Origin of the sequence: Corynebacterium macginleyi, from assembly GCF_003688935.1 — a bacterium.
Classification (GTDB): Bacteria; Actinomycetota; Actinomycetes; order Mycobacteriales; family Mycobacteriaceae; genus Corynebacterium; species Corynebacterium macginleyi.
Genome location: NZ_REGE01000012.1, coordinates 19,891 through 46,699, shown reverse-complemented (window position 1 = coordinate 46,699; position 26,809 = coordinate 19,891). Strand labels below are relative to the sequence as shown.

At 55.9% G+C, this 26,809-nt stretch carries 24 protein-coding genes and 1 tRNA gene; 10 read left to right on the top strand and 15 right to left on the bottom strand.

Annotated features, from left to right (window positions below; genetic code table 11):
- Nucleotides 1-204: 204 nt before the first annotated feature.
- The 4 genes from rplT to uvrA form a co-directional block, all read right to left on the bottom strand.
- Nucleotides 205-588 (bottom strand): 50S ribosomal protein L20, encoded by a 384-nt coding sequence (gene rplT / locus D9V82_RS08625; protein ID WP_005323264.1) that lies wholly within the window; start codon nucleotides 586-588, stop codon nucleotides 205-207.
- 56 nt (nucleotides 589-644) lie between these two features.
- Entirely contained in the window at nucleotides 645-839 is a 195-nt protein-coding gene (gene rpmI, locus D9V82_RS08620; protein ID WP_005280326.1) for a 50S ribosomal protein L35, read from the bottom strand.
- A gap of 36 nt (nucleotides 840-875) precedes the next feature.
- Nucleotides 876-1,397, bottom strand: a complete 522-nt coding sequence (gene infC / locus D9V82_RS08615) for a translation initiation factor IF-3 (RefSeq protein ID WP_081443661.1) — start codon at nucleotides 1,395-1,397, stop codon at nucleotides 876-878.
- A gap of 407 nt (nucleotides 1,398-1,804) precedes the next feature.
- Nucleotides 1,805-4,645: an excinuclease ABC subunit UvrA gene (gene uvrA / locus D9V82_RS08610; protein ID WP_121911995.1), complete on the bottom strand. Its 2,841-nt coding sequence runs from the start codon at nucleotides 4,643-4,645 to the stop codon at nucleotides 1,805-1,807.
- A gap of 64 nt (nucleotides 4,646-4,709) precedes the next feature.
- Here uvrA and D9V82_RS08605 point away from each other — a divergent pair, with 64 nt between their 5' ends.
- The 3 genes from D9V82_RS08605 (at nucleotide 4,710) to D9V82_RS08595 (ending at nucleotide 8,718) form a co-directional block, all read left to right on the top strand.
- Nucleotides 4,710-5,312: an MBL fold metallo-hydrolase gene (locus D9V82_RS08605; protein ID WP_121911994.1), complete on the top strand. Its 603-nt coding sequence runs from the start codon at nucleotides 4,710-4,712 to the stop codon at nucleotides 5,310-5,312.
- Between the two features lie 77 nt (nucleotides 5,313-5,389).
- The gene (locus D9V82_RS08600) at nucleotides 5,390-6,307 is read left to right on the top strand and encodes a DoxX family protein (protein WP_121911993.1); all 918 of its coding nucleotides are present in this window, start codon (nucleotides 5,390-5,392) and stop codon (nucleotides 6,305-6,307) included.
- Nucleotides 6,308-6,450: 143 nt separating this feature from the next.
- A complete protein-coding gene (locus D9V82_RS08595; protein WP_121911992.1) occupies nucleotides 6,451-8,718 on the top strand; it encodes a HelD family protein in 2,268 nt (755 codons plus the stop codon).
- Between the two features lie 73 nt (nucleotides 8,719-8,791).
- Here D9V82_RS08595 and D9V82_RS08590 read toward each other — a convergent pair whose 3' ends face one another.
- The 7 genes from D9V82_RS08590 to rpsA form a co-directional block, all read right to left on the bottom strand.
- On the bottom strand, nucleotides 8,792-9,232 hold the full coding sequence (locus D9V82_RS08590; protein WP_121911991.1) for a universal stress protein: 441 nt from the start codon (nucleotides 9,230-9,232) through the stop codon (nucleotides 8,792-8,794).
- A gap of 83 nt (nucleotides 9,233-9,315) precedes the next feature.
- Nucleotides 9,316-9,768, bottom strand: coding sequence for a universal stress protein (locus D9V82_RS08585; RefSeq protein ID WP_121911990.1), 453 nt, complete (start codon nucleotides 9,766-9,768; stop codon nucleotides 9,316-9,318).
- Between the two features lie 154 nt (nucleotides 9,769-9,922).
- Nucleotides 9,923-12,016: an excinuclease ABC subunit UvrB gene (uvrB, locus tag D9V82_RS08580; RefSeq protein WP_121911989.1), complete on the bottom strand. Its 2,094-nt coding sequence runs from the start codon at nucleotides 12,014-12,016 to the stop codon at nucleotides 9,923-9,925.
- Nucleotides 12,017-12,055: 39 nt separating this feature from the next.
- On the bottom strand, nucleotides 12,056-12,418 hold the full coding sequence (locus D9V82_RS08575; RefSeq protein ID WP_121911988.1) for a DUF4259 domain-containing protein: 363 nt from the start codon (nucleotides 12,416-12,418) through the stop codon (nucleotides 12,056-12,058).
- 75 nt (nucleotides 12,419-12,493) lie between these two features.
- Nucleotides 12,494-13,096, bottom strand: a complete 603-nt coding sequence (gene coaE, locus D9V82_RS08570; RefSeq protein WP_121911987.1) for a dephospho-CoA kinase — start codon at nucleotides 13,094-13,096, stop codon at nucleotides 12,494-12,496.
- A gap of 74 nt (nucleotides 13,097-13,170) precedes the next feature.
- Nucleotides 13,171-15,219: a glucose PTS transporter subunit IIA gene (locus D9V82_RS08565; protein WP_121911986.1), complete on the bottom strand. Its 2,049-nt coding sequence runs from the start codon at nucleotides 15,217-15,219 to the stop codon at nucleotides 13,171-13,173.
- Between the two features lie 314 nt (nucleotides 15,220-15,533).
- A complete protein-coding gene (gene rpsA, locus D9V82_RS08560; protein ID WP_121911985.1) occupies nucleotides 15,534-16,997 on the bottom strand; it encodes a 30S ribosomal protein S1 in 1,464 nt (487 codons plus the stop codon).
- A 352-nt stretch (nucleotides 16,998-17,349) separates the two neighbouring features.
- On the opposite strand from rpsA, the gene D9V82_RS08555 reads away from it, so the two are divergent.
- Both D9V82_RS08555 and D9V82_RS08550 read left to right on the top strand, forming a co-directional pair.
- Nucleotides 17,350-17,499 carry a hypothetical protein gene (locus D9V82_RS08555; protein WP_234459314.1) on the top strand — a complete coding sequence of 50 codons (150 nt, stop codon included), beginning with the start codon at nucleotides 17,350-17,352 and terminating at the stop codon, nucleotides 17,497-17,499.
- 10 nt (nucleotides 17,500-17,509) lie between these two features.
- The gene (locus D9V82_RS08550) at nucleotides 17,510-17,971 is read left to right on the top strand and encodes an RDD family protein (RefSeq protein WP_121911984.1); all 462 of its coding nucleotides are present in this window, start codon (nucleotides 17,510-17,512) and stop codon (nucleotides 17,969-17,971) included.
- 403 nt (nucleotides 17,972-18,374) lie between these two features.
- Here the strand turns inward: D9V82_RS08550 and D9V82_RS12235 are convergent, their stop codons facing one another.
- Entirely contained in the window at nucleotides 18,375-18,542 is a 168-nt protein-coding gene (locus D9V82_RS12235; RefSeq protein WP_167449765.1) for a hypothetical protein, read from the bottom strand.
- Nucleotides 18,543-18,898: 356 nt separating this feature from the next.
- Complete coding sequence (gene polA / locus D9V82_RS08545) at nucleotides 18,899-21,547, bottom strand: DNA polymerase I (protein ID WP_121911983.1); 2,649 nt, start codon at nucleotides 21,545-21,547, stop codon at nucleotides 18,899-18,901.
- 144 nt (nucleotides 21,548-21,691) lie between these two features.
- On the opposite strand from polA, the gene D9V82_RS08540 reads away from it, so the two are divergent.
- The 5 genes from D9V82_RS08540 (at nucleotide 21,692) to D9V82_RS08520 (ending at nucleotide 25,555) form a co-directional block, all read left to right on the top strand.
- Nucleotides 21,692-21,765 (top strand) — tRNA-Leu (locus D9V82_RS08540).
- Between the two features lie 356 nt (nucleotides 21,766-22,121).
- Nucleotides 22,122-22,958: a DUF368 domain-containing protein gene (locus tag D9V82_RS08535; RefSeq protein WP_121911982.1), complete on the top strand. Its 837-nt coding sequence runs from the start codon at nucleotides 22,122-22,124 to the stop codon at nucleotides 22,956-22,958.
- Nucleotides 22,958-23,845: an ABC transporter substrate-binding protein gene (locus D9V82_RS08530; RefSeq protein WP_121911981.1), complete on the top strand. Its 888-nt coding sequence runs from the start codon at nucleotides 22,958-22,960 to the stop codon at nucleotides 23,843-23,845. Before D9V82_RS08535 ends, D9V82_RS08530 begins: the two co-directional genes overlap by 1 nt.
- Complete coding sequence (locus tag D9V82_RS08525; protein ID WP_121911980.1) at nucleotides 23,838-24,791, top strand: amino acid ABC transporter permease; 954 nt, start codon at nucleotides 23,838-23,840, stop codon at nucleotides 24,789-24,791. Before D9V82_RS08530 ends, D9V82_RS08525 begins: the two co-directional genes overlap by 8 nt.
- Nucleotides 24,791-25,555: an amino acid ABC transporter ATP-binding protein gene (locus D9V82_RS08520; protein WP_121911979.1), complete on the top strand. Its 765-nt coding sequence runs from the start codon at nucleotides 24,791-24,793 to the stop codon at nucleotides 25,553-25,555. The genes D9V82_RS08525 and D9V82_RS08520 overlap by 1 nt, the downstream gene beginning before the upstream one ends.
- A 28-nt stretch (nucleotides 25,556-25,583) precedes the next feature.
- Here D9V82_RS08520 and D9V82_RS08515 read toward each other — a convergent pair whose 3' ends face one another.
- Both D9V82_RS08515 and coaD read right to left on the bottom strand, forming a co-directional pair.
- Nucleotides 25,584-26,330: a sulfite exporter TauE/SafE family protein gene (locus tag D9V82_RS08515; RefSeq protein ID WP_121911978.1), complete on the bottom strand. Its 747-nt coding sequence runs from the start codon at nucleotides 26,328-26,330 to the stop codon at nucleotides 25,584-25,586.
- A complete protein-coding gene (coaD, locus tag D9V82_RS08510) occupies nucleotides 26,327-26,800 on the bottom strand; it encodes a pantetheine-phosphate adenylyltransferase (RefSeq protein WP_121911977.1) in 474 nt (157 codons plus the stop codon). The genes D9V82_RS08515 and coaD overlap by 4 nt, the downstream gene beginning before the upstream one ends.
- Nucleotides 26,801-26,809: the final 9 nt, after the last annotated feature.

Sequence of the window (26,809 nt, the reverse complement as noted above, 5' to 3'; positions counted from 1 at the left end):
TAGTTTTGCACCTTAGGAATGACATGGCCCTGCCGACAATCCGGCAGGGCCATGGCGCTATTGCTGTGTATAACCACCGGATTGCAAATCCGGGGATTAATAGGGCTGATTCTGGCCGAGGACTTGGCTGGAGCCACAAAACCCACCCCACACCGGAGATTAACCGATAATGGGGTGGGCAAAGCAGCTATGAAGCCGAAAAGCTTAGGCAGCCTTCGGTGCGTTAACGTCCTCGGGCAGGGCAGCCTTGGCGGCCTCGCACAAAGCAGAGAAGGCCTCGAAGTCATTGACGGCAAGCTCAGCGAGAATCTTGCGGTCAACCTCGATCTCAGCCAAGCGCAGGCCGTGGATGAGGCGGTTGTAGGTGATATCGTTCATGCGAGCAGCAGCGTTGATACGCTGGATCCACAGCTTACGGAACTCAGACTTACGCGCGCGACGGTCGCGGTAAGCGTAGGTCATAGAGTGCAGCCACTGTTCCTTGGCCTTACGGTACAGGCGGGAACGCTGACCGCGGTAGCCTTTGGCGGACTTCAGGATCGCGCGGCGCTTCTTCTTTGCGTTAACTGAGCGCTTTACTCGTGCCACAGTGTTACTTCCTTAAATTCTGATTGAGATGGTGGGCGTGGGTTGATTGGGCGCTTTTAGGCGCGGCCGAGAAGGCGCTTGACGCGCTTGGTGTCTGCCTGGGAGACGGATTCAGTGCCCTTGAGGCGACGGGTGCGCTTGGATGGCTTGCCTTCCAGCAAGTGGCGGCGGTTGGCCTGCTCGCGGCGTAACTTGCCGGAACCGGTCACCTTGATACGCTTTGCGGTGCCCTTGTGGGTCTTCTGCTTCATGAGTATTAAGTCCTTAAATCCTACGTGGAATATGGTTTACTTTTTGCCCTTACGAACCGGACCCAAAACCATGGTCATGTTGCGACCATCCTGCTTGGGGCGGGACTCAACTACGCCAACCTCGGCGACGTCATCGGCCAACCGCTCCAAGAGCCGGAAACCCAGTTCCGGTCGCGATTGTTCGCGGCCACGGAACATGATGGTCACCTTGACTTTGGATCCCTTTTCCAGGAAGCGAACTACGTTACTCTTCTTGGTCTCATAATCGTGATCGTCAATCTTCGGGCGGAACTTCTGTTCCTTCACCACGGTCTGCTGCTGGTTCTTACGAGATTCGCGAGCCTTCTGGGCCTGCTCATACTTGAACTTGCCGTAGTCCATGATTTTGGCAACTGGGGGCTTAGCCTTCGGAGCTACCTCGACCAAATCCAGGTCAGCTTCATAGGCAAGCTTGCGGGCATCATCGGTGCGGACGATACCCACCTGTTCACCACCCGGGCCAACAAGACGGACCTCGGGTACTCGGATACGCTCATTAATGCGAGCTTCAGCGCTGATTGTGGTTCTCCTCGATTAGGGGGTTACGGGTAATGAGTTCACCTACCATGGACCACAAGCGGATAACCCGGTCTGCCATAGACAGCCGGGATAACTCGCAGAGCCAGACACTATTGTCCGGCAACCTTTACCGTTATCCAACAAAAAATTTGCGGCATCGGGTGGGAGAATCTCCGCTTGCAACCCAGGTTCCTACAAAAGGTACCTTAGGCGGTAGTGAGATTCATGCTAACAGCCGATACCGCTTAAAGCAAACCGTCCCAAGTTAAGGGTCTGTGCAGGTGGCCGACCACTTCCAAAGGAGGTTTCGATCCGGGCTTGCCTGGAAGCTTGTCCGCTACAGGTTCATTGTTTATATACTGCCCCATTTTAGAGGCAGTTTTTAATAGACCTATTCCCTTAGTTTTCTAAGAAAGAATTTCTTTGAGGTAAACGCCAGTATAGGAGCCTTCTGTCTGTGCGACCTTTTCCGGTGTTCCCTGCGCTACCACGGTGCCACCGCCGGCACCGCCTTCTGGCCCCATATCCACAATCCAATCCGCTGCTTTAATCACGTCAAGGTTGTGCTCGATAATAAGCACGGAATTACCCTTATCTACCAAACCTTGAATCACCAGCATTAAACGGCGAATGTCCTCAAAATGCAGCCCGGTCGTCGGCTCATCCAGAATATAAATGGTGCGGCCGTTGGTCCGCTTCTGCAGCTCCGATGCGAGCTTCACGCGCTGTGCCTCACCGCCGGATAAGGTAGTGGCGGCTTGGCCGAGGCGGACATAACCCAAACCGACATCGACAAGCGTGGCCAAGTAACGGTGGATGGAGGTAATAGGCTCGAAAAATTCCGCGGCTTCGGAGATGGGCATGTCCAACACTTCCGAAATGTTTTTGCCCTTGTAGTGGACCTCCAAAGTCTCGCGGTTATAACGCGCGCCCTCGCAGACCTCACACGGAACATAGACATCCGGTAGGAAATTCATCTCGATCTTAATGGTGCCATCGCCCTGGCAGGCATCGCACCGTCCACCTTTGACGTTGAACGAAAACCGGCCGGCCTTGTAGCCGCGCACTTTGGCCTCTTGGGTCTCTGCAAAGAGGTTGCGAATTTTATCAAAGACGCCAGTATAGGTAGCCGGGTTGGACCGCGGGGTTCGGCCGATCGGACTTTGATCCACTTGCACCAATTTATCCAGGTGCTCGATGCCTTCCACGCGCTTAGCGCGTCCAGGAACCTGTCGGGCACGGTTGAGGTTATTTGCCAAGGTCTTGGCTAGGATTTCATTGACCACGGTGGACTTGCCGGACCCCGACACACCGGTAATGCACACCAGCACGCCAAGTGGAATTTCGACGTTGATGCCCTTGAGGTTGTTCTCTCGTGCCCCTACTACCTTCAGAGTGCGGTCTTTATCGATTTCGCGGCGGCGATCCGGAACGGCCAGCACCTTGGAACCGGACAGATACTGCCCCGTTAAGGAATCCTTTACATTTTCAACACCAGCAGGCTCGCCTTGATAAACCACTTCACCACCATATTCGCCAGCGCGCGGGCCCACATCTACCAGCCAATCGGACGAGCGGATGGTGTCTTCATCGTGTTCGACCACAATGAGTGTATTGCCAATATCGCGCAAGCGCTGCAAGGTTGAAATCAGGCGATGATTATCCCGCTGGTGCAAACCGATGGACGGCTCGTCTAAGACGTAGAGCACTCCGGCGAGCCCGGAACCGATCTGTGTGGCCAGACGGATGCGCTGGGCCTCGCCACCGGATAGGGTCGAGGCACCGCGGTCCAGTGTGAGATAGTTTAGCCCCACGTCCAATAAGAAGCGCAGGCGCGCCTGCGTCTCCTTCAGCACCGCCCCGGCAATAATCTCCTCGCGGTGGCCTAAGCACAGCGTATCCAAAAACTCCGAAGCATCTTCAATGGACAGCGCGCTGAGCCCCGCGATGGATTGTTCACCGTGCGAAGCTGACGCCAAGCGCACGGCCAGGATTTCCGGCTTCAGGCGCGTTCCCTTACACGTGCGACACGGCACCGGGCGGGTGTATTGCAGCAGGCGATCCTTTTGGGACTGCGAATCCGTAGTATCCAATTTGCGGTGGAGAAAACCAACGGCTCCCTCAAAGGGAGCGGTCCAATTGCGCTGGCGGCCATAGCGGTTTTTATAGCGCACCCGGACCTCGGTTTCGGTACCGTAAATCAGCGCTTCACGCTGCTCCTTCGTCAGCTTGCTGACGGGGGTCTGCGGTTCAAACCCCAGGGCCTTGCCCAAGCCTTCCACGAGTTTGGCGAAGTAGCGGGAATTTGGGCTGGAATGCCACGGTTGCACTGCATCGACTGCAGGGGCATCCGGATCCGGAATGAGCAGGTCAACATCCACTTCGAGCTTGGTTCCCAAGCCGTCGCAAGCCGGGCAAGAGCCAAAAGGCGCATTAAACGAAAAGGCACGCGGCTCATATTCCTCGATGGTGAGGGCATGGCCTTTGGGGCAGGCCGCTTTTTCGGAATAGGTATGTGTGAGCTCTTCTTTATCAACGAACTCGATGGTGACTAAGCCATCGGCAAGCCGCAATGCCGTTTCCACGGAATCGGTCAGGCGCTGCTTCTGCGACGCCTTGACCTGCAAACGGTCCACCACCACCTCAATGGTGTGCTTAACCTGTTTCTTTAGCTTCGGCGGATTACTTAATTGATGGGTCTCACCATCCACGCGCACCCGGGAGTAGCCCTGCGCCGAGAGATCTTGAAAGAGGTCGACAAACTCGCCCTTGCGCTTGCGCACCACCGGAGCAAGCACCTGGAACTTCAGCTTTTCTTCCTGCTCCAGAACGGCATCAACAATTTGTTGCGGGGTCTGGCGCTCAATAACGGCATCACACTTGGGGCAGTGCGGGGTGCCGGCGCGGGAGAAGAGCAAGCGGAGGTAATCATAAATCTCCGTAATCGTGCCCACGGTAGAGCGCGGGTTGTGGTTGGTGGATTTCTGATCGATGGACACGGCCGGCGACAGGCCGCCAATGTATTCCACGTTGGGTTTATCCATCTGCCCCAAGAACATCCGGGCATAAGAACTCAACGATTCCACGTAGCGGCGTTGGCCTTCTGCGAAAATGGTATCGAAGGCTAGCGAGGACTTACCCGAGCCGGAAAGCCCAGTAAAGACGACCATTTTATCGCGCGGAATATCGATATCCACGCCTTTGAGATTGTGTTCCCTTGCGCCCCGCACAATCAATCGTTCCGCCACTGAGCTCCAGCCTCCAGATCCTAGATTTTATTCTCCCCTCGAATGTACCCGTAAGCTGGAAGGTATGACTAACGAGCTACAACTTCACCAAATTTCCGTTTCAGAGATGGACAATAACTGCTACCTGCTGACAGCGGGCGATGAAGGCTTGCTTGTCGATGCTGCTGATGATGCCCCCGCCATCCTTGACATGGCTCACGAAGCGGGCGTTGACATCACCGCCGTTCTCACCACGCACCGCCACTGGGATCATGTGCGCGCTTTGGGCGAGATCTTGCAAACCACCAAAGCAAAGCACTACGCCTCCTTTATTGATTCGCCCGCCATTCCAGAAGATGTGGACGTCGAACTGCGTGAGGGCGATTCCATCGAGTTTGCCGGCATGAAGTTGCCGGTCATCATCCTGCGCGGCCATACCCCCGGCGGCGTCGCGCTCGTGGCTACCGTTGACGGTGTCACCAACCTCTTCGTAGGAGATTCCGTTTTCCCCGGCGGACTGGGACGAACAACCTCCGAAGGGGACTTCGTGCGACTGTATAAAGACGTCACCCAGCGCATCTTCGAGGATTTCCCGGATGACGCCATCATTCGCCCCGGGCATGGCAAATCCACCACCTTGGGGGAAGAACGCCCCAAGTTGGGTGATTGGTGGGAGCGCCGTTGGTGATCTAAGCGGTCATTTCCGCGTATACTGGTCAATCACACGTTTGGTCTAGAAAAACGAGCTAAGGAGCTTAAAGGACTATGATTCGCAAGTTTGCCCGCCCCATGCTGGCATCAGTATTCGTGTGGGAAGGGGTAGACGACCTGCGCAATGCCTCGGAGCACACTAAGGAAACCGAAGGCTTCCTCAAGACCCTGCGCAAGTTTGTCCCCGCCGGTTATAAAAACCTCATTCCCAACGATCCGGAGCTAACTACCCGCGCCCTTGGCGGCGCAAAGATAGGTGCAGGAACCACCTTGGCTCTGGGCAAGGCACCGCGCACCTCCGCAGCCGTGCTGGCTGCCGCTACCCTGCCCAACCTGGTGAGCAAAAATAACTTCTGGACCGCAGATAATAAGAAGGAAAAGGAACGCCGTCGCAACGGCTTCATTACCAACACTGCCCTGCTCGGCGCGCTCTTTATCACCACCCAGGACACCGAGGGCAAGCCTTCTCTGCGCTGGCGCGCCCAGAAAGTCGGAGAACGAACCAATAAGAAAATCCAGCAGGCACTGCCTACTAAGTCTGAATCTCAGGAAAAGCGCGAGGAGCTGTCTGCTCGCGCCAACGAATTATCCACTAAGGCCGGCAGCTGGATCAACGAAACATCCCGGAAGGCCCACGCCTATGTAGATGACAACAAAGGTGATTGGCAATCCACCGGTCGGGGTATTCTCGATACCGCCAAATCCTACGTCGATGATGCCAAGTCTTACGTCGATGACAACAAGCAAGACTGGCTGAAGTCCGCTGAATCCAATGCGAAGACCGCCCGCAAAGGTGCAGTCAAGGCTGCGAACAAGGCACAAAAGCGCGCTGATAAAGCCGCTTCGAAACTCAACAGGGCGGATTCCAAGCGCGCCGCTAGCAAAGCTTCCAAGCAGGCAGACAAGCTGCAAAAGAAGGCTAATAAGAAGATAGAAACCGCTATTAAGAAGGTTGAAAAGCGCGCTAAGTAAATCGACTCAACACGCTCAACGGCCCAGCCTCTTACGCTGGGCCGTTGTTCTTTGTCGCGGCAAGGTCTAAACTCGAACTTCCCCTTCAGCGCACGCGAATGCGTGCCCTCCCGTATTTTTCATGTTTCATTCTGAGGAGTCTCGTGAACTTCGCACCGAAGAAATCTCCAGCCACGCATTCTCCTGCTGCTGCATCCTCAACCAGTTCAGGAGACCACACGGAAAACGCTGGAATTTCGACCATCGAAGCAGAACAAAACTATGTCGATGGCCTTTTCAACCGCCTCGATGACGAAGTGGCCGCAGCAAACGCACGCTTGAACGAGGTCCAGGCCGAGGTCGACCCGGCGACTCCCGATGCCGATGCCCTCGTGCGCCGCGAAACGGAATACCACGGCCTCCAGGCTAAATTAGACCGCCTCAACGTCGCACAGATGGGGCTTGTTTTCGGCCGCATCGATATCGATGCGGCCGGCGATAACCCCACCGAAGAAGGACTCGATCGCCGCTATATTGGCCGCATGGGTTTGGATGCGCGCGAAGACAACTACCGCACGCTCCTTTTGGATTGGCGTGCACCCATGGCCCGCCCCTTCTACCTCGCCACCACGGCCCAGCCCGAAGGTGTACACACGCGCCGCCAGATCCGCATGACCGGCCGCACGGTCACGGAGGTCAACGACGAAGCATTGGACGGCCCGGGGGTGCGCGAGGAGGAAGCAGGCGTGGCGAGCGAATCCGCCCTGTATTTTGCGATCCAACGCGCCCGCACGGGACACATGTCCTCCATCGTGGAAACAATCCAGCGCGAGCAAGACGAGATCATCCGAGATAATACCCGCGGCGTCATGGTCGTCGAAGGCGGCCCCGGCACCGGCAAAACCGCCGTCGCCCTGCACCGCGTAGCTTACTTGCTCTATACCCATCGCGAGCTGCTATCTTCCACCGGTGTGCTTATCGTTGGACCTAATACCAACTTTTTGGACTATATTTCTCGCGTCCTGCCAGAGCTCGGTGAGACCGGCGTTGTGCTGTCTACCATCGGTGATTTATTTCCCGGCATCACCCCCATCCATACCGAGGGACTTCTGGGCCGCGAAATTAAAGGCAGTGAGGCCATGGCAGAAATCCTTAATGCTGCAGTAAAAGATTATCAGCAGGTGCCGAATGTACCCCGGGACATTACCGTGGATGGCTTGCCACTGACCATCACCCCATCAATGGTGAAAAGAGCGCGCACTCGCGCCCGCCGCGCCCGCAAGCCGCATAACCAAGCGCGCGAGGCGTTCATCGAGCACTTCGTTGAGGATTTGGCCCAAGAGATGGCCAACAAGGTGGGAACGGATCCGTTGGGCGGGGAAAACCTCTTGAGCCGCGCGGATGTGGATCAATTCCACGATGATCTTGCCAATGATGAATCTGTTATCAACTGCATCGATGTTTTTTGGCCCGAGCTTGATCCGTCCGAAGTTCTCGCCGCATTGTTGTCTTCCCGTGAACTCATCGCCTCGGCTGCCCGTGGCTACGATGAGGAGACCCAGGCCGCCTTGTACCGTCCCGATGGCTACGCCTGGACCGCTTCCGATACTGCTCTTTTGGATGAGTTGGCCGTCCTCGTAGGCCTGCCCAATCCCGAGGAGAAGAAAGCAGCCAAAGAGGCCGAATGGCGCGCACAGATCGCGGATGCAGAAGATGCGTTGGATATCCTTTCTTCCTCTGAATCGACCGATAACGACGATGATATGTTCGAGGCGGAAATTCTTTCCGCACACGACGTGATTGATGCGGAAACCCTGGCGCAGCGCCAGAAGGTGCAGGATACGCGCACCACCGCAGAGCGCGCACGGGAAGATCACACCTGGGCTTTTGGACACATTATCGTGGATGAGGCCCAGGAGCTTACCCCAATGGAATGGCGAATGCTCTTCCGCCGCTGCCCGTCGCGATGGATGACGCTGGTGGGCGATACCTCGCAGACGAGCTCTCCCGCCGGCGTGGATGACTGGGGCGAGGCCTTGGAGCCTTTCGTCGCGCAGCGCTTCCGCCACCACCTCCTCACCGTCAACTACCGCACCCCTGAACCTATTACCGAGCTTGCCAACGGCCTTTTGGCATCCATCGATCCGGACGCTATTCCTGCATTTGCCATTCGCGATGGCGTGCCGGTGCGCCGGCTTGAGGATGCGGGGTATACCCCCGGCATTTTTACCGAGGAGGACGGCCGACTCACTGCGGTTATTGATGCCACGAACGCCGAATCCGTCAAGGGGCTCGAATTCGATAACGTCGTTGTTCTCAACCCCCTCGAGATTGTCGCGACCTCCCCGCAGGGGCTACAGAATCTATACGTCTGTATCACCCGGGCTACGCAAACGCTGACTCTAGTAGGAGATACGGGCGATCTGATCTAGCTCCGCAAGGATCACACAACCCACCGCGCGATTCCGGTGAGGAACTCGCTGCGGTGGGTTAAGAAAAACTCGATTAATTGACGGTGTGAACGATCATAACGTCGCAGTCGGATTGACGCGCTACATCTGCTGGCACCGAGCCGAGCAGACGGCCGGTCAGCGAATTAATGCCGCGGTTACCGACGATGAGCAGGTCTGCATCGTTGTCATTGACGATAGACATCAAGGCTTGCACCGGCGTTCCAGGGCGGACTGCAGTTTCCACTTTGGAAACCCCATGCTTTTCCGCTTTCTCTTTGCCTGCCTGCAGGTTAGCTTGGGCTTTCTCGTCACCAAGAATAGTGACGGAATCCTGGCGCAAGGTTTTCGAGGCTTGCTCTTGATTCTCGTAGTAAGCACAGCCGATGATCAGCGTGGCATCGAATGCAGCGGCAATTTTGGCTGCTCGCTCCACGGCAAGGAGAGAGGACTTGGAACCGTCAGTACCGACAACAATCGTGCTGTAATCGCTCATGATGACCTTTCTTTGTGGGTGTGTAACCGAACTTTTCTACTGTGCCTACTTGGCGGTATTTCAAGTGTAACAATGAGAAATGATTAGCGTTTTTCACTGGTGTTAACCACTACGACATCCACCTTGGATTTGTGAGTAAGCTCCGTTGGAACTGAGCCGAAAACGCGACCGCGCACGGAATTAATGCCGCGGTTGCCCACGACCAAAAGCTCCACATCGTATTTATCCGTAGCCTCAATCAAGGCATTTACTGGGTCACCGGAGGTGGTGATGACTTCAATATTGTCCGCGCCTTCGGACTCGGCTATCCGCTGCGCATTCGTCAAGTAGGTATCAGCCATTTCCTCACTGACAACAGGTAACCTGGATCCCTCACCGCTGGGGGCACCGAGCATGGAACCCGAATGGTTATAGGCAGCAGAGATGATGATGAGTTTGGCATCGTATGCCCGAGCCATTGATGCCGCCGAACGCACTGCGCGCAGGGAAGTTTCAGAGCCATCGGTACCGACGGCGATGGTGTGATACGTAAGCATGATTCTCCTTGCTGGTGAATTACTAGGTCGGCACATTGAACCGGTTTATTAACTCGGCACCAGTATAGTCAGGGCGCAAAATCAACAAGCCTCCCGGTTGTAGATTTGCGCCCTTTTAGGGGGGAAGAACATCACTGGAATACTGGGCACACTGTTATATTCCGGCGTCCTTCAGCCCGCGCAGTTCCTTTTTCAAATCCGCAATCTCATCGCGCAGCCGACCTGCCAGCTCAAATTTCAGCTCGCGCGCGGCAGCGCCCATCTGTGCCTGCAGGTCACTAATGAGCGCTTCGACCTCACCGGTGGCCATAGTGGAAACATCGCGCTTTTCCACCATCGCTGAAGGGTCCAACTCAGCTGGCTCTCCCCCGTTGTTTTCATAGACCTGATCCAAGATATCGGCGATCTTCTTGCGCAGCGGCTGCGGATCCACGCCGTGTTCCTTGTTATAGGCAATCTGTTTCTCGCGGCGACGCTCCGTTTCATCAATGGCTTCTCGCATCGAATCGGTTACTTTATCGGCGTACATAATAACCTCGCCGGAAACATTACGCGCAGCGCGACCAATGGTCTGGATGAGCGAGGTGGTAGAGCGCAAGAACCCCTCCTTATCCGCATCGAGGATGGCGACCAGCGAAACCTCGGGCAGATCCAAGCCCTCACGCAAGAGGTTAATGCCGACGAGCACATCGAATTCACCCAACCGCAATTGGCGTAGGAGTTCCACGCGCTGCAGCGTATCGATATCCGAATGCAGGTAACGGACCTTAATCCCCTGCTCCAACAGGTAATCTGTGAGATCCTCTGCCATGCGCTTAGTCAAGGTAGTGACCAATACGCGCTCCTTAGCTGCAATGCGCCCGCGGATCTCGTCAATGAGGTCATCAATCTGGCCCTTGGTTGGTTTTACCGACACCTTGGGATCTACCAAGCCAGTCGGGCGAATGACCTGCTCGACAAACTCGCCGCCGGAGGAAGTCAGCTCAAAATCTCCCGGGGTCGCGGACATATAGACGGTTTGGCCGACGCGCTCTTCAAACTCATCAAAGGTCAGTGGCCGGTTATCCACTGCGGAGGGAAGGCGGAAGCCAAATTCCACCAAGTTTCGCTTGCGCGACATATCGCCCTCGTACATGCCGCCAATCTGCGGCACGGTCACATGGGACTCGTCGATGATAGTAAGAAAGTCCTCTGGAAAATAATCCAAGAGCGTAGCTGGCGCGGACCCGGCAGGGCGGCCATCCACGTGACGAGAGTAGTTCTCAATACCGGAGCAGAACCCCACCTGCTCGATCATCTCCAGGTCATATTCCGTGCGCATGCGCAACCGTTGTGCTTCAAGCAGCTTACCGCGGTTTTCAAGTTCCTCTAGGCGCTCAGCCAATTCTTCCTTGATATCGGCCACGGCCTTTTCCATGCGCTCTGGACCGGCCACATAGTGCGTCGCGGGGAAAATTCGCACTTCATCGACCTGCTCGATCACATCACCTGTCACTGGGTGGATATAGTACAGGGAATCGATATCATCGCCGAAGAACTCGATGCGAACCGCGCGTTCCTCATAGGCCGGGATGATATCGACCGTATCTCCCTTGACACGGAAGGTACCACGGGTAAAGCCCACATCGTTGCGCTCGTACTGAATATCCACCAGCAGCCTGAGGAAGCGATCCCTATCAAGCTCCTCATCAATGGCGATAATGACAGAACGGTCCAAATAGGATTGCGGTGTACCCAGACCGTAAATGCACGAGACCGAAGAAACTACCACGACATCGCGCCGCGAGAGCAATCCGGAAGTCGCTGAGTGGCGCAGGCGCTCGACATCTTCATTGATAGACGAGTCTTTTTCAATATAGGTATCAGTCTGCGCGATATAAGCTTCTGGCTGGTAGTAGTCATAATAGGAGACAAAGTATTCCACCGCGTTATTGGGCAATAATTGGCGCAGTTCATTGGCCAGCTGTGCGGCCAAGGTTTTATTGGGTGCCATGACTAGCGTGGGCCGCTGCTGCTTTTCAATCAGCCACGCAGCCGTCGCGGATTTACCGGTACCCGTAGCACCCATGAGGACAACGTCTCGTTCGTTACGGTTGAGACGCTCATCAAGTTCCTTGATAGCCGCGGGCTGGTCACCCGCGGGTTCGTACTCAGAAACGACCTGAAATCTACCGGGGGTGCGTTCAACCTCACCTACCACGCGGTGTTCAGAATTGGGAATAAGGGGATGTTCAGCAGCGAAAGCCATACCCGCTATTTTACTGCGTGTACGCGCCTGCTAGCCATTTCACGGCAGTGCGGCTTGGGCTGTGTGCAGCCATTGGTCGAGTTGCCCCGTCGGTTCCCACAACGCGTAAACCGATGAAGAATCAGAGCACATCGCCTGGTTGATACGTCGGCGCAGCCACGCCTTGGATTGCGGGGTGTACAAAGAAGCCAAATCCCGCGGGGCTACACCTTCCGGCAGGCGATCGGCAGGTAGCTTCGTCAGCGCACCTAATGCGATGACTGCTTCAGCTTCATCAGAATCGAGCACTCCCGTGCTGCACGATCTCTGAAAATGCCGGAGATCAAAGGAACCATCCCGCAGGCTAGCGAGTATGTCCCGCGCCGCGTGATTATCAAATGGTCCAGTTCCCCAAGTTCCCACGTTCCAACAGAGTAGGGGTCAAAAGTAAACGTTAAAAGGAAAATACATTAACGCTACTTACCTAAAAGGTTAAGGTTAAGAGGACACCGCTTCGATGTCGTCGCAGACCGCAGCGGCGCGTTCAGCCAGTTGTTTCAGAGTGCCGTTGTTGTCTATGACATGGGTTGCTGCCGCTAGGCGCTCGTGATCTGAGATCTGAGCGTTAATCCTTTTGCGCGCGTCTACTTCATCGAGTCCGCGGAATTCCACGAGTCGACGCACGCGTTCTTCTGGATTCACATCAACGACGATGACAAAATCCATGTCCCCTTCCAGTCCATTATCTACAAGCAGCGGCATATCATAGACCGTAAAATCAACAGCTTCTTCGCGCGCGGCGACAAATTGTCGCTGGGTCTCTTCTTGGATGCGCGGGTGGGTAATCGAATTCAAAAGTTGCGTGCGTTCCGTATCCACGAATGCTCGGTGGGCAAGTTCCTTGCGGTTAAGGCTGCCATCTTCCTGCAGAATATCCTGGCCAAATTCCTGAGCTAGCTCTGCTAATGCTGGTTGGCCTGGCTCGACGATATCCCGCGCAATGCGGTCTGCGTCTACGACGCGCCAGCCGCGCTGGGCGCACATTCGCGCTACCGTAGATTTCCCACTGCCGATTCCCCCGGTTAATCCGATTAGCACCATAAGTGAACAGACTACGCGAAAAGGAGCCCGGCTTAAATGCCTGGACTCCTTGCTGCCGAAATTAAGGGTACTGACTAGGACTCAAGTTCTTCTTCTGGCTTTGGATGAACCTGCAAAAGTCCGTCACTTAGAGTAACCGTGCCGGTAGCGCCACTAACGGAACCGAATTTCTTGGCGTTGGTGACCACGACCGGGGTAATCAGGTTATAGCCCTTGGACTTAATGAGGTCTGTATCAAAGCTGATGAGTTTATCGCCAGCAGAAACGCGCTGCTTCTTTTCCACATGGACATCGAATCCCTCACCGGCCAATTCCACCGTATCTAGGCCAACGTGGATGAGTAGCTGGACCCCGTTATCCAGGTTCAGCCCGATCGCGTGGCCAGATTTTTGGACAGTGAGCACGGTGCCATCGGCAGGCGCATAAACGATATTGCCAGTTGGCTTGACTGCAGCGCCAGGTCCAAGCTTCGCGCCGGCGAAGATAGGATCCGGCACCTCAGATAGGTCCACGGCCTCACCCTCCAAGGGAGTATCCAACACGATGGTTGCCTGTTCTGCTTCCTTGGTAGCGATTCCGGTGGCAGGCACAACCCCAACAGCCGCTGTTTTTTCAGAAGCATGCGCTCCATGACCAGAGGATCCAATGAGGTGTGACTCAGAGCGGCTAGCCACGTCTTCGATGCTCTCATGATTTTCCCGGGCAATGCGCTCGAGATCGGCCTGCTTTTCCTCAGCGGTGCGGTAGCCAAACAGCAACGTGAGGAAGAAGGAGGTGAAAAATGCCACGGCGATGCCGATGATGTAACCCAGCTGTGGAGACATGGCCGGGGTGGTCAAGATGGAAGTAAAGACGAAGGCATTAGCGCGGACATCGAAAAGCCCCATCACTGCACCACCCACGGCACAACCAGGCAGCAAGCGGTAGTAGGTGCGGCGGAAGCGGAGCAAGATACCGTAGAGGGACGGCTCCGAAATACCGCCGAGCATACCGGCTGCGAAGGCACCGACGGATACCTGGCGCATGGAGTTGTTCTTTTCCTTCATGGAGATAACCATCACGGCGCCGGTCACACCGAAGCACGCGAAGTTCCACGCGCCCATGGGGCCCTGGATGAAGTCATAGCCATAGGTCGTAATGTTCTGAATCATGATTACGTTGAGCGGCCAGTGCAGGCCCATCGGAACCAGGAATGGGTACAGCAACGGAATGACGATGGCCAGGATGAACGGCGAGAAGCCATTAATTTGGAACAGTACCCACGAGATGCCGTTACCCACACCGATGCCGAATGGTCCGAGCAGGAAGGCCGTTGCCGGAATCATAATCATCAGCGAGAAGAACGGCACGAAGACCATGTGTACCGCGCTCGGGATGATCTTCTTCAAGCCCTTCTCTACCCAGAACAGGCCGATCGCGGCCAAGATCGGTGGGAATACTTGGGAGCCGTAGGAGTTAACCACCAGCGGCAGGCCGAATACGTTGACGGTATCGCCCTGTTCACCTAGGGACATGAATTCTGGCGTCAGCAGAGCGGCCGGAATGGCGGCCGAAACCCACACATTGGCGCCCAGCTTCTGCGCGGCGGTGGCACCCACCATCACCGGCAGGAAGTAGAAGACCGATTGGAACATCGCGTGGGCCAAGCGGAAGCCCTCGGGCTGCTCCTCCATCGGCGCGCGGAAATCCTGGATGCCGACGGTATCCGCCAGAACCAACAGTGTGATGATGAGGGACGCACCTAGCAGCGCCCACAGAATCGGGCGGAACGTATCAGAAAGGAACTCGAAGCAGTAGTCGACCCAATCATATTTTCCACGCACGGCATCGTAATTTTTCTTGGCTGAGGAGGATTCCTCATCTGGCGGACTTACCCCGGGATTCTTGATGATTTCGCTGTAGTAGTTGGCTACGCCACCACCCATAACCACTTGGTAGCCACGCGTACCCTGCGTGACAGAACCGAGAATGGCCGTATCACTTTCCAGCTTTTCCTGATCTACTTTCCCTACATCCACGAGTTGAAAACGCAAGCGCGTAGCGCAGTGCGTCAGCGACGTGATGTTTTCGGCGCCGCCAAGGCTCTCAATGATGTGTGTGGAAGTGTCTTTCACAGATGCCACTTCATACTCCTTGCATAAAGACAAAACGATAGTCAGCACTTAACTGGCTATTACGTCACATTGGGATTATAAGTGAGAGGCAACACAAACAAAAGCCCACTTGAGTGGTTTTTAGTGGGGATAGTGATCTTTTTACAGACAAAAACGTTTTACCGCAGGTCAAGTCACGGGTTTTTAAAGAATGAGCGAGCGGTCATTTGTGCCACTGTCATAAAACTCACAAAGCCGCGTCCTGTCTCCCTGGGGGAGAAGGACGCGGCTAGTGCAGCTGGGTGAAGCTAGGGGGCTATCTCACCCCACACTCCAAACTTGTCTTAGTTGCCGGCAAGCTTGTCGCGGAGTGCGGCAAGTTGCTCGTCAGAAGCCAAGGATCCGCCGGACTCTGCCTGAGTCTCCGATGCCGGAGCTGCATCGGTGGAGTCAGAAGAGTAGTTGGAGGATGCATCAGCGGACTCTGCAGCTTCTGCGGCTGCAGCGCGATTGCGCTCGATCTGAGCGGTGTGCAGGTTGAAACGGCGCTCGGACTCTGCGTAGCGTGCCTCCCAAGCCTGACGCTGCTCGTCGAAGCCTTCCTTCCACTCGTTGGTCTCTGGGTCGAAGCCTTCTGGGAAGACGTAGTTGCCCTGCTCGTCGTAGGAGTCAGCCATGCCGTACTTGGACGGATCGAACTCATCGGAGTAATCCTCATCAGCCTGCTTGACGGACAAGGAGATACGACGACGTTCGAGGTCGATATCGATAACCTTGACCATAACTTCCTGGCCAACGGTAACAACCTGGTCCGGAACCTCGACGTGGCGCTGAGCCAACTCGGAGATGTGAACCAAGCCCTCGATGCCTTCCTCGACGCGAACAAACGCGCCGAACGGAACCAGCTTGGTGACCTTGCCCGGCACGATCTGACCCACAGCATGGGTGCGGGCGAAGACGCGCCATGGGTCTTCCTGGGTTGCCTTCAGGGACAGGGAGACGCGCTCGCGGTCCAGATCGACGTCTAGAACCTCAACGGTTACCTCGTCACCAACGGTGACAACCTCGGATGGGTGGTCGATGTGCTTCCAGGACAGCTCGGAAACGTGAACCAGGCCGTCTACGCCGCCCAGATCGACGAAAGCACCGAAGTTGACGATGGAAGAGACAACACCCTTGCGGACCTGGCCCTTCTGCAGCTGGTGCAGGAACTCGGAGCGAACCTCGGACTGGGTCTGCTCCAGGTGTGCGCGGCGAGACAGGACGACATTGTTGCGCTGTTTGTCCAGCTCGATGATCTTAGCTTCCAGCTCCTGGCCAATATAAGGCTCTAGGTCGCGGACGCGACGCATCTCAACGAGGGAAGCAGGCAGGAAGCCGCGCAGCCCAATGTCTAGGATTAGGCCACCCTTGACAACCTCGATGACGGTACCAGTAACCGGCTCCTCCTTGGCCTGGAGCTCCTCGATGGCGCCCCAAGCACGCTCATACTGTGCGCGCTTCTTGGATAGAAGCAGGCGGCCTTCCTTATCCTCTTTGGTCAGGACAAGTGCGTCCACCTCATCGCCGACCTTGACAACTTCGTCAGGGTTGACGTCGTGCTTGATGGACAGCTCGCGGGAAGGGATAACGCCTTCCGTCTTGTATCCGATGTCCAGCAGTACCTCATCATGGTCAACCTTGACGACAGTACCCTCGACAATGTCACCGTCATTGAAGTACTTGATGGTGGCGTCTACAGCTGCGAGGAAGTCCTCGGCGGTTCCGATATCGTTGATCGCAACCTGAGGGGTAGTAGAAGATGGCATATTGTAAAAATGCTCCGAATAAATGTAGGAAATCGTTCGTGGACAACTGCGTGTCTCTCGAATTCAAAGCCCCTCTGCGCTGCACAAATACAGGAGATAGAGGTGACATCCGATCCCGCCGCGTGGTTGCCCTAAGCTTTCCTACAATAGCCTACAGCAACCCGTGGCATAGACATGCCTGTAAGAGCTTACATCTGTCCAGCTCATACGGCAAATACAGCCCGTCGGCCAGGCCAGTAACCCGTCCCAAGCACTTCGTCTTCTACGGCAATTAATCCTGTTCGAATGGTGATGCGGCCGTCTCCCATCCCAAGCTCGTCGCGGAACTTTCCTCTAATAATACCGCCCGGAAATGCCCCACCAGGCCGATGCGCTGGCACTGCACTACGCCACTGATCTCTTTGACGTGGCATTTTCTGCGTTCGGCGCATTCCCCTTCCTCACCGATTGCGATACCGCGCTTGCCTGGATCACGATTTTCATGTGCCACACATGCAACTAGCATGGGGAACATGATCACCGAAAGACTGAAAATTGTCCTGCGCCGCGCTGTGGCATGGTGGACTGATGCCTTCCTCGTCGCCGCCATTATCACCGTGGTGCGGTGGCTGATTAATGCTCTTGCCGGTAACCCCCTGACCGGCCACCCCCAAGAAATCTACGAGGCGGTCGCTCTCGCCGTGGTCTTTTATATCTACCGCGTGGGGGTGGAAACGAAGAAGTCTACCTCCCTGGGCAAATGGTCGATGCAGCTAGAAATCATCCCGGCCCGCTCGCCGTTTGTCACCGCGTGCCTGCGAAATTCGTGGCTGTTGCTCACACCGCTGACGCTTACTGGCTGGAACATCGACAGCATTATCGTTGCGCTTCTAGGCCTTTCTGTTTTAGCCATCGGCCAAACACCCTTTGACCTCTTGGCTGGCTGCCTGGTGGAAAAGCGACCTCAGGAAGATGGGCCCGCGCCAGGAAAATAGACACGTTGGGGGTCAGGACGTACATATAACGCCTTAAGCCTTCGCGCATCCGGGTATCGAATACTAGACGTGCGAGAAAACCTCCAAGATTTCGTCCGCACCCCCTTTTTGCTACTAAACCCGCCTCTTGTATTACTACTCTCCAAATCCGCAAGCGCCAGCTACTGCCCCGACCACAGTCCCGCACGCAACCCAATTCATTCTTTCAGAAGTCTTCTATTTAGTGGGCATATTTTCTTGAATCCACTCATTATATGCTTCTTCATCCATCTCTAGTTAAACATTTTGTTGCTAAACAATCCCCTGAGATGATGAAACAGGTACGCTAATGGCAGCAGAGGCCGCACCGACCGTTACGGACAAGCTCAAAAATAAAGACGTTGCAATTGCCACCAAACGGCTCTTAGCGTTGCCAATAGTCATCCAGATTTCCTGAAAAGATTTCCAGAATGAATAAGACCATGATTCTCGCAATAGCTCTATTTGCCGCAATTACATTTTTCTCTTTTGCTGGCCAAGCGGAAGCTGCAGGAATTGTAGCCATTATCTCCCTGGTGACGATGGTTTTCATCCAGGTCTTTACCCTAATAAGAAAGGACGAATGACCGCCTGGGCCTGACCCCCGGAAACTAGACACTTTGGGCGTCAAGCCTACGTCCTTGGAAAGATAGGTAAGAGTTGATTCGAAAAGTACTCACGGTCGTCGCCTCATTATGCAGCGGCGCGAGACTTACCCCAGGTCACAGGCACACTACGTGTTATTTTTAACCCCTCACGTTTCTGCGGGGCATCGAGTGAAGGTCTTTGACGCTGCGTAAGCCGAAACCACAGACGGACTCCCCCGCACCTTTCCACCGCTGAGCTGTCAGCCCTTGAGCTGCGAGGCGTATGCGAGCACGCTCATGACGAATAAGCCGTATCACTGGATTAATGCGCCGCCGCATCCCAATCGGTACCAGCACCGGCAGAGACCTCAAGCGGCACGTTCAGCTCGATGGCAGAATCCATCTCGCGCTCGAGAATCTCTCGAACCTGATCCGACTCGCCGGGGGCAACCTCTACCACCAGTTCATCGTGAACCTGGAGCAATACACGAGATTTCAGGTCTCGCAACGCACGATCCACGCGAATCATCGCGACCTTAATGATATCCGCGGCCGTTCCCTGGATCGGGGCGTTGAGCGCAGCGCGTTCCGCGTTTTCGCGGGCCAACCGGTTATCGGAGTTAAGCTCTGGCAAGTAGCGGCGGCGGCCAAAGAGCGTGGCCGTATAACCATCCTTACGGGCTTTTTCGACGACGTCATCAAGGTATTTCTTTACGCCACCAAAGCGCTCAAAGTAACTTTCCATAATCGACTTGGCTTCGCCCGCCGGGATTCCCAGCTGCTGCGATAATCCAAATGCGGACAGGCCATAGACCAAGCCATAAGACATGGCCTTTACGCGGCGACGCAACTCAGGGGTCACCTGGTCAACGGGCACATCGAAGACCCTAGAACCAACGAAGTTGTGTAGATCCTCGCCGGCCTTGTAGGCCTCAATCAGCCCGGGATCGGCAGACAGGTGCGCCATCACACGCATTTCAATCTGCGAGTAGTCCGCAGTCATTAATTGCTCGAACCCCTCACCTGCGATAAATGCCGATCGAATCTGACGACCGGCCTCTGTGCGCACCGGAATGTTTTGCAGGTTAGGCTCCGTCGAGGACAAACGTCCCGTCGAGGTCACGGTCTGGTTAAAGGTCGTGTGGATGCGCCCATCCGGCTGGACGGCCTTAATCAGGCCCTCGAGCGTGGTCTTCATCTTTTGGTACTCACGGTGGGCCAAAAGGTGGTCCAAGAACGGGTGCGGGTGCTTGATGGCCAGCTGCTCGATTTCCTTCGCGGCCGTGGAATATCCCGTCTTCGTCTTTTTCGTCTTGGGCATATCGAAGGTCTCAAAAAGTACCTTTTGTAGCTGCTTAGGTGAATTCAAATTGAGCTTGTCATCGCCAGCGAGCTCGCGCGCGGAGCGTTCTTGTTCCGCCACCTGCTCCACAAAAGCATCCTTTTGGGTTTCCAAAATATCTACATCGACCGCGATGCCCGTAGCCTCCATGCGTGCCAGGATGGTCACCAGCGGCAATTCCAGATCGGTGTACAACTCGAACGAGTCGATGTCCTGCAGTTCCGCGGTGAGTTTTTCCGCTAGCTCCATGATTGCCGCTGCCTGATCTACCAGGGAGGAACTATCGAGTAACGACATCTGCTCCGAGGCGGCGCCGAGGGACTTTTGAAGGTGGCGCTGGTAGACATCGGAAAGCTCGTAAGTGCGCTGGCCTGGGCGCAGGATATAGGCCGCCAAGGCCGTATCATGAGCGAGCCCGTCGAGCTCAATTCCGCGCCCTGCCAACATGTGGAACGCGGCCTTCGCGGCGTGGAAATACTTAGGGGCCGGCGATTCTAACCACTGGACCAAGGCCTTTTCCTCATCGGCGGAAAGTTCCCCGAGTTCCACCTGCAGGCCGTGGCGATCGCCGTCCACAAAGGCTATAGCTGAGGCATCGCCTTGGCCTGGGGCGCCCTGGCCTTGCACATATACGGCTACGTGCTCGCGACCCGGTAGCCACTCGATCAGCGAGGCGTCATCAATGGTGAGATCGACATCTGGGGCCTCCGCGGCTTGCTCGGCGGCCACTGCCCCGTCATTGGGGACGGCGGATAAGACACGGTCGCGCAGGTTGGTGCCAAATTCCAATTCATCGAATTTTGCGGCAACATCAGCAACCTTGGCTTCCTTAAAAGCCAGATCATCTGGACCGACGTCTAAGTCCATATCGGTAACCATCTGGGTGAGCTTCCGGTTCATCTGCACCTGCTCGATGCGTTCGCGAAAGTTTTTTCCCACCACGCCCTTGATTTCTTCGGCGTGCTCTACCAATGAAGCCAAGTCTCCATACTTGACTATCCACTTGGTGGCGGTTTTCTCTCCCACCTTGGGGATGCCAGGGAGGTTATCGGATGGATCGCCGCGCAGGGCAGCAAAATCGGGATACTGCGCGGGGGTAAGCCCGTATTTATCCTCGACGGCTTCTGGGGTAAACCGGTGCAGCGTGGATACGCCCTTCATGGGATAGAGCACCGTGGTCGAATCCGTAACCAGCTGCAGGTAATCGCGGTCTCCGGTGACAATCAGCGTCTCGTAGTCCTGCGCCTGCGTGGCCAGGGTAGCCAAAATATCGTCGGCCTCGTAATTTTCACGCGAGAGCGTTGTAATACCCAAGGTTTCCAAGGTATCGCGAATGATATCTACTTGGCCCTTAAATTCTTCCGGCGCAGCCTCGCGCTGCGCCTTATAATCCGGGAACATCTCCGTGCGGAACGTCTTGCGGCCGACGTCAAAAGCAACCGCGATAGCATCCGGCTTTTCCTCAGAGACAATACTGGACAGCATGGATAAAAAGCCATACACGGCGTTGGTGTGCTGACCGCCGGAGGTAGAGAAATTGTCCACCGGCAGGGCATAAAAGGCACGAAATGCCATCGAATGGCCGTCAATGAGCAAAAGGCGGGTCTTATTGGAAGTCACCTGCCCCATAGTAGGCAACACCATGGACACGGCGACACCCCACCCAACCTCACCGCCTTGAGCAGGTCTTTTTACCGAAAAGAGACCCCAATTAGGAATTGCGCCAACCTCTGCGCTACTATTTCCAACAGTCAAAGGCGCTAGCTTTTGATTGCCCCTGTAGCCCAATTGGCAGAGGCAACGGATTCAAAACCCGTCCAGTGTGAGTTCGAGTCTCACCAGGGGCACATTTCATCCCCGTTTCCTTCCGGATACCTATCCACGAAGGAAGCGGGGTTTTGTCATTCCCCTTTCTTCTCCTACTGCGGCCTCGATACAGCGTATATACTTCCGCGAATTGCATATTTACACAACGGCAAATAAGCGCGATCTCTGCAGAATAACACCTTCTTACCTCGAGACTTTAAGCACAAGCCCATCTCATATAAGGTAGATAACCGTTAAAGTAATGAAAGATATGCAGACTTTAGCCACCGCGAACGGTGTTGCAGCACGTCGTTCGTTGTCGAGTAACAAGTTCTCGACACCCCGGAGTGGCCCGTCAACGGCAGTCATCTCTTATCCCCAGGTAGATTTTTAATTTATGCACTATATTCTGAACGCCATTCGTGGCACCCTCATCGGCATGGCCGAATTGGTTCCCGGTATCTCCGGTGGAACCGTCGCCCTCATCGTGGGAATTTATGAACGCGCCGTCCGCAATGCCAATCACCTTATCTCCGGCAATTTTAAGAAGGTTGAGTGGTCATTTCTGGCCTCAGTCGCCATCGGCATGCTCATCGCAGTCTTCGGCTTTTCCACGCTCTTGTCCCACTTCGTCGATAACAACGTCTCTGCCTCCAGCGCCCTCTTTTTAGGCATGGTGGTCGTCTCCATCATCGTCCCGCTATCCATGTTGCCCCAGGCGGAGCGCACCGCCCCCTCCTCCATCATCGCCTTTATCACTGCAGCCGTTGTGATTTTTGTCGTCACGGGATTTACCTCCACGCCGCACGAAGACCCGAGCCTCGTAGTTGTTTTCCTTGCCGCAGCAATCGCCGTATGCGCACTAATCCTGCCGGGTATTTCCGGTTCGCTCATCTTGCTGACCATGGGGCTGTACCAGCCGATCATCGGCGCGGTATCGGATCGAGAGTTGGGGACCATGGGCGTCTTTGCGCTAGGAGCCCTCTGTGGCCTCGCCGCCTTCATCAAATTGCTCAACTACTTGCTTAGCAGCCACCGCGCTCCCACCCTGGCCGCCATGGCAGGTTTCATGCTGGGATCCCTGCGCGCCCTATGGCCGTGGGGTACAGACCAGGATGCTTCTTCGGGTGCCATCATCGGATACGCCATCCTCGGGGCCGTTATCGTGTCCATCTTCATCTACATAGACCGCAGGAACGCACAAGCCATCGAGGAAAGGACGGCGAAATATTAATGCCCTGGGCGATTAAGCATCGACCACTAGCGACCGCCATTATGGCCTGCGTGCTCCCCTTGAGCGCGTGCGTGGTCAACGAGGAGGATTCCACTCCGCAGGGCTGGCAAGAGCCAAAGACCAGAGAGGTTCCCAAAATTGCCGCGATGTACCACGACGATGACGGCGTGCTCACGGCAGGAACGAACCCTCCCTATGCCCCGTTTCAGCTCAAGGACTCCAACGGCGATCTACAGGGCGTAGAGCTCGATCTTGCCCGCGCCGTAGCCGGGGTGTTGGGCCTGAAATTCCAGGCCGTAGAGCAAGACTTCTCCATGATCTTGCCGGCTGTGCAATCCGGCCAGATAGACATGGGGGCCTCTGGCTTTACCGACACGGCCGATCGCCGTGGTGAGTTCGACTTTGTGGACCATCTGTACGCGGGCATCCAATGGGCAGAGCTTGTCGATGGCCCGAATAAGGTCGATCCCCAAAACCCCTGCGGTTTGACCGTCGCTGTACAGCGCACTACCGTGTCCGAAACCGACGATGTGCGCCCCAAGCAAGATTCCTGCGACGGCGATCTGACCGTGTTGTCCTACGACACCGGGGATAACGCCGCGCTCGCCGTCCTTATGGGCCGCGCTGATGCCTTATCCGCGGATTCGCCGGTGACCGCTTGGGCGGTAAACCGCTCCGAGGGAAAGATGCGCGTGGTCGGCGATATATTCCAGGCCTCCCCTTACGGCTTCGCGGTCCCAAAGGACTCGGACTTGGGCAAGGCCTCGGCTGCGGCCCTCCAGCACCTTATCGATACCGGTGAGTACGCGGAGATTTTGGCCCGCTGGGGAATTGAAGATGGATTAGTAGACCAGGCGATGATTAATGAAAGGCCCATCAATGGTTAACGAGCACAGAGAAGCAGCCGGCCCCACGACACTGCAGGAGGCACCCGCCAAGATCGAAGCCCGACCACTGCGACACCCCTGGCGGTGGCTGTGCGCGGCCGTGCTGCTCAGTCTTGGGCTGTGGTTCGTCATTGCCTCCGCGCGCAATGAAGCCTTCAGGTGGGATACGTACTTCCAGTATCTCTTTGACCAGCGCATCGCCATCGCCTCCCTGCACACGATTGCGATCACCATCTTGTCTATGATCATTGGCGTGGTAGGCGGTGCCATGCTCGCCGTGATGCGCATGTCGCCCAACCCCATTCTGCGCGCCGTTGCCTGGATCTTCCTGTGGCTCTTTCGCGGCACCCCAATCTACGTCCAACTAGTATTCTGGGGCTTGCTCTCCGCGATTTACCAGTCCATCAACTTAGGCTTTGCAGAGGTCTCCCTGCAAAGCGTGTTGACCAATGCGTTCTTCTTGGCGGTCATGGGTTTGGGCCTCAATGAGGCCGCGTATATGGCCGAAATCGTCCGTTCGGGCATTTCCTCGGTTCCAGAAGGACAAAAGGAAGCCTCTAAGGCCCTCGGCATGTCCTGGTGGATGACTATGCGGCGCACCGTGTTGCCACAGGCAATGCGCATTATCATCCCGCCGACCGGCAATGAGTTCATTTCTCTGCTCAAGACCTCGTCCCTGGTGGTGGCCATCCCCTATACCCATGAGATCTTCGGCCGCGCCACCGACATTTCCGCAGCCCTCTTCCAGCCTATTCCCCTCTTAATGGTCGCTGCTTCGTGGTACCTGGGCATTACTTCCCTGCTCATGGTGGGCCAGTACTTCCTCGAGCGCCACTTTGCACGCGGCGCGACGCGCGAGCTTACCGGGCGCCAACTTGCCGCGCTTGCCGATGCCGAAGGTACAATCCCCCGCAATGTCTCCGTAATCCAGGAGGGTAAAAATTAATGACTACTCCCATGATCTCCGCCGAGAATGTGCACAAATCTTTCGGTCAATTCGAGGTGCTCAAGGGTATCGACTTGGAGGTCCAGCGCGGCGAAGTTGCCTGCCTTTTGGGCCCTTCCGGTTCCGGTAAGTCAACCTTCCTGCGCTGCGTTAACCATCTGGATAAAATCACAGCGGGCCGCCTGTATGTCGATGGTGAGCTGATAGGATACCGCGAAAAGAATGGAATCCTGTATGAAATCAGTGAGAAGCAAGCTGCGCAGCAGCGCTCTGATATCGGCATGGTATTCCAGTCTTTTAACCTATTTCCTCACCGCACGGTTATAGAAAACATCATTGAAGCACCGATGCAGGTCAAGAAGGTGCCAGAGGATAAGGCTCGGAAGCGAGCCATGGAGCTGCTAGAGGAGGTGGGGCTTGCGGCCAAGGCCGACAACTTCCCGGTTCAGCTTTCTGGCGGCCAGCAACAGCGCGTTGCCATCGCCAGAGCCGTAGCGATGGATCCCAAGCTCATGCTTTTCGATGAGCCCACTTCCGCCCTCGATCCCGAGCTCGTCGGCGAGGTCCTCCGCGTCATGAAGGCTCTCGCGGCCCAGGGCATGACCATGCTCGTGGTTACCCACGAGATGGGCTTTGCGCGCGAGGTTGCGGATAAAATCTTCTTTATGGACGGCGGCGTAGTCCTGGAATCCGGTACCCCAGCTGAAGTGCTCGACAATCCACAGCAGCCGCGCACCAAAGAGTTCTTATCCTCGCTGCTTTAAGTAGCCCTCGCGCCGCGTCGGCCGCGTCTTAGGCACTGTAGGTGACGATGCCGCGAATCAACGCACTGAGGGCGCCAAGGCTTGCTACTGATAGCGACAATGCGCGCGCTATATCCCTGGACACCACGTGCGCGATGCGCGAGCCCAGCCAAATACCGATGAACATACCGGCAATGCCTGCGGGCCAGATGAACCAGGGCAGGCCATCAAATGTCGCGGCACCAAGAGCTGTCTTGGTGAGGACGGAAAAGATTCCGCCCACCACAAAAATCGGCTGCAGGGTCGCCGTATACATAGCTTGCGGCCATTTGGCTGCCTGGGCGTAGACGGTAATGACTGGGCCTGCCACTCCCGCCAAGGTATTGGTGAATCCGCCCAAGATGCCTGCGGAGATGGCTGGGCCCTTGCCCTCGAGCGGCGGGATGAACCTAGCGCCGTAGGTCACCACCACCAGGGCGATGAGCAGAGCTGCACCCACCACTATCAATAGGCCCGCAGTATCAATCTTGCTAATTAGCGCCGCAGCGGCGAGAGAACCGATAATCATCACTGGCGCGATGAGCCCAAACATTCTCCAGCTAACATTGCGGCGAACGGTCAACGTGGTAAGCAACGCATTAACCGCCGCCAAGACGTTGATCACGAGGATGCCTTCTACCGGGCCCATAACCAGCATTAGAATCGGCCCGCCGATAAGGCCAAGCCCCATGCCGGAGACGCGTTGCAGGGTGGATCCTGCGACAACAACGGCGAAAATAATCAGCGCCACTATCATCGGCGGTATTTTTCCTTCACCGCTTGTACGACCGGATCAGGAAGCATGCCGGTGACCTCACCACCGAATTGCGCGACCTGCTTGCACAGCGAAGAACTGATGTAGCCGTATTTTTCATCGGTAAGCAAAAAGACCGTATCGATGCCGGACAAGCGCCGGTTCATCTGCGCCATCGGCAGCTCGTATTCATAGTCCAAGGAAGAACGCAGTCCCTTGACCAAAACATCCACGCCGTGCTGCGAGGTATAGTCCACGAGCAGGCCGGACCAATAATCCACGTTAATGCGCGAATCCACGCTCTGGCGGATGAGCTCCATGCGCTCGTGCACGCTAAATAACCCGGAAGGCTTTTCTGGGTTACCAGTAACAAGTACCGTAACCTCATCAAACATCTGGCTGGCGCGCTCAAAAATATTCACGTGGCCAAGAGTGATGGGATCAAAAGACCCGGGACACACGGCTGTGGTCATAAAATATCG